We start from the raw sequence: 2,613 nt of genomic DNA, 5'->3' as shown, positions 1-2,613 counted from the left end.
TGCATATTCCGGCCGATCATGAACACCAATTCCGATTCAACGTGAACACCATTTCCGGACCAATGTGAACGCTCATTCCGGTTCAACCTGAACACTTCGCCCCTCCTTTCCGGAAACAGTGTTCAACATCCCGGAATCACTGTTCACATTCACCGGAATCATCCTTAACGCATTGATTTAAAAACCTTTGATACGCTCTCCCTTTTGCCAGGGAAGAGCCTATGTCTGCCAAGAGGATTGCAATGCGTAAAATTCGTGAAGTGCTGCGACTGCGGCTGGAAGCTGACCTCTCTGTTCGCCAAATCAGTATCTGTACCAAGGTCAGTGTCGGCTCCATCCAGAAACTCCTCAAAAGTGCCCAGGCGCTCGGCCTTACCTGGCCCTTACCTACCGAGCTTGATGATGGCCGACTGGCTGCCCTGTTCTATCCGCAGGCCGATACCACCATCTCGGCCCGCCATGTTGTGCCGGATTGGCCCTCTGTCCATCAGGAGCTCAAGCGCAAGGGGGTCTCCAAACAGCTGCTCTGGGAGGAGTACACCCAGCGCTATCCCAATAGCTGTTACAGCTACTCCCAGTTCTGTGACCGTTACAAGTCCTGGTGTCAGTTGCAAAAGCGCTCCATGCGCCAGATCCACAAGGCGGGGGAAAAGCTCTTTATCGACTACTGCGGGCCCACGGTGCCCATCGTGTCGCCGACTACGGGTGAGGTCCGTCAGGCACAAGTCTTTGTCGCCGTGCTCGGTGCGTCCAACTACACCTTTGCCGAGGCCACCTGGTCCCAGTCACTGCCGGACTGGCTGCAAAGCCATGTCCGTGCCTTTGAGTTTTTCGGCGGGACACCGGTACTGCTGATCCCCGACAACCTCAAGAGCGGTGTCAGCAAGGCTTGCCGATACGATCCCGAGCTCAACCCCAGCTACCAGCAGTTGGCCGAGCACTATCAGGTGGCGGTGATGCCAGCTCGCCCTTACAAGCCTAAGGACAAAGCCAAGGCCGAGGTGGGTGTGCAGATCGTCGAGCGCTGGATCCTGGCTCGTCTACGCCATCAGACCTTCTTCTCGCTTGCCGAGCTAAACCAGTGCATCCGGGCTTTGTTGAATGAGCTCAACGAGCGCCCGTTCAAGCAGCTGCCCGGTAACCGACGCGAGGCGTTTGAGCAGTTGGACCGCCCGGCACTGGGGTCACTACCGGTGCATCCCTATCGCTATGTCGCCATCAAAACGGTCAAGGTCAACATCGACTATCACGTCAGTTATGAGCAGCACCATTACTCGGTGCCGCACCAGTATGTGGGTCAGCAACTGGAGCTCCATGCGGGCGATACCCTGCTTCAGGTCTATCACCAGCAACAGCTGGTCGCGAGCCATCCGCGTAAAACCATCCCGGGGATGAGCACACTCCCTGAGCACATGCCGGAACGTCACAGCAAGCAGCAACGCTGGACGCCAGGGCGTCTTAAGCAGTGGGCTGCCGACATCGGACCGGGCACCTTGTGCTGGGTTAGCGAACGGCTGGCAGAGAAAGCCCATGCCGAGCAGGCATACCGACTCTGCCTGGGACTGCTGAGTCTTAGCCGGGAGTATCCGCCATCACGAGTCGAAGGCTGTTGCCAGCTGGCCAACCGGGAAGGACTGGTGCGGCTCAAGCAGCTCAAGTCGGTGCTGACCAGTGGCCGCGACCAACTGCCCGCAAGTCCGCTCAGTTATCCAGAACTGCCGCAAGAGCACGAGAACATCCGCGGCCCCCAGAGCTTCCACTAACGAGGAAAAAACCCATGACCCAACAAACGCTGACCCGCTTGAGACACCTGAAACTGACTGGCATGGCGGATGCCGTGCAACAACAACTGGAACAGGCAAGTACCTACGAAGGGCTGCCCTTCATCGAGCGGCTAAGCCTGCTGGTCGAACACGAACAACTGAGCCGGGAGCAGCGTAAACAAGCTCGGCTGGTCAAGCAGGCGAGGCTCAAACTCCAGGCCACGGTGCAAGAGGTGGACTACCAGTCTGCACGCAACCTGGAGCGGTCACAGGTGGCAAACCTGGCCCAAGGAGAGTGGCTGCGCCGGGGCCAGAACCTGCTCATTACCGGCCCCTGTGGCTGCGGAAAAACCTACCTAGCCTGTGCGCTGGGCTACCAAGCCTGTCAGCAGGGGCACAGCACTCGTTACTACCGGCTGCCGCGTCTGCTACTTGAGCTGAGCCAGGCCAAGGTAGATGGCAGTTACGCCAGACTGCTGGGTCAACTGGCAAGGATAGAGCTGCTGATCCTGGATGACTGGGGACTGGAAGCGGTGAATGCCGAGCAGCGCAACGCCCTGCTGGAGATCATGGATGATCGGTACGGGAAATACTCGACGGTCGTGGTCAGTCAGCTGCCAACGGAAGAGTGGTACGCGAGCTTGGGGGACAACACTCTGGCAGATGCGATCCTGGACCGGCTGATGCACAACGCTCACCGGCTGTCACTGAAGGGAGAATCGATGAGAAAGAGGAGAAGTGAGTTGACCCAATCTGAACACTCGAGTTAGAAACGGGGTGACGTGAGCGCGTTAAGGATCAGGGTGTTCACGTTGGCCGGAATGGCTGTTCAACTTCGCCGGAATACGCA

General features: G+C 58.1%; 2 protein-coding genes. Both read left to right on the top strand.

What is annotated here, in order from left to right:
- Nucleotides 1–221 precede the first annotated feature (221 nt).
- Nucleotides 222–1,763 (top strand): IS21-like element ISAs29 family transposase, encoded by a 1,542-nt coding sequence (istA, locus tag VF684_RS20810; protein ID WP_111809685.1) that lies wholly within the window; start codon nucleotides 222–224, stop codon nucleotides 1,761–1,763.
- Between the two features lie 14 nt (nucleotides 1,764–1,777).
- Nucleotides 1,778–2,533, top strand: a complete 756-nt coding sequence (gene istB, locus VF684_RS20805) for an IS21-like element ISAs29 family helper ATPase IstB (RefSeq protein WP_000194037.1) — start codon at nucleotides 1,778–1,780, stop codon at nucleotides 2,531–2,533.
- Nucleotides 2,534–2,613 lie beyond the last annotated feature (80 nt).

It is taken from the genome of Aeromonas sp. Lyrl_2, assembly GCF_051948815.1.
GTDB lineage: Bacteria > Pseudomonadota > Gammaproteobacteria > Enterobacterales > Aeromonadaceae > Aeromonas > Aeromonas veronii.
The sequence above is the reverse complement of the archived record's forward strand: the minus strand, read 5'-3'. Positions and strand labels throughout refer to the sequence as shown.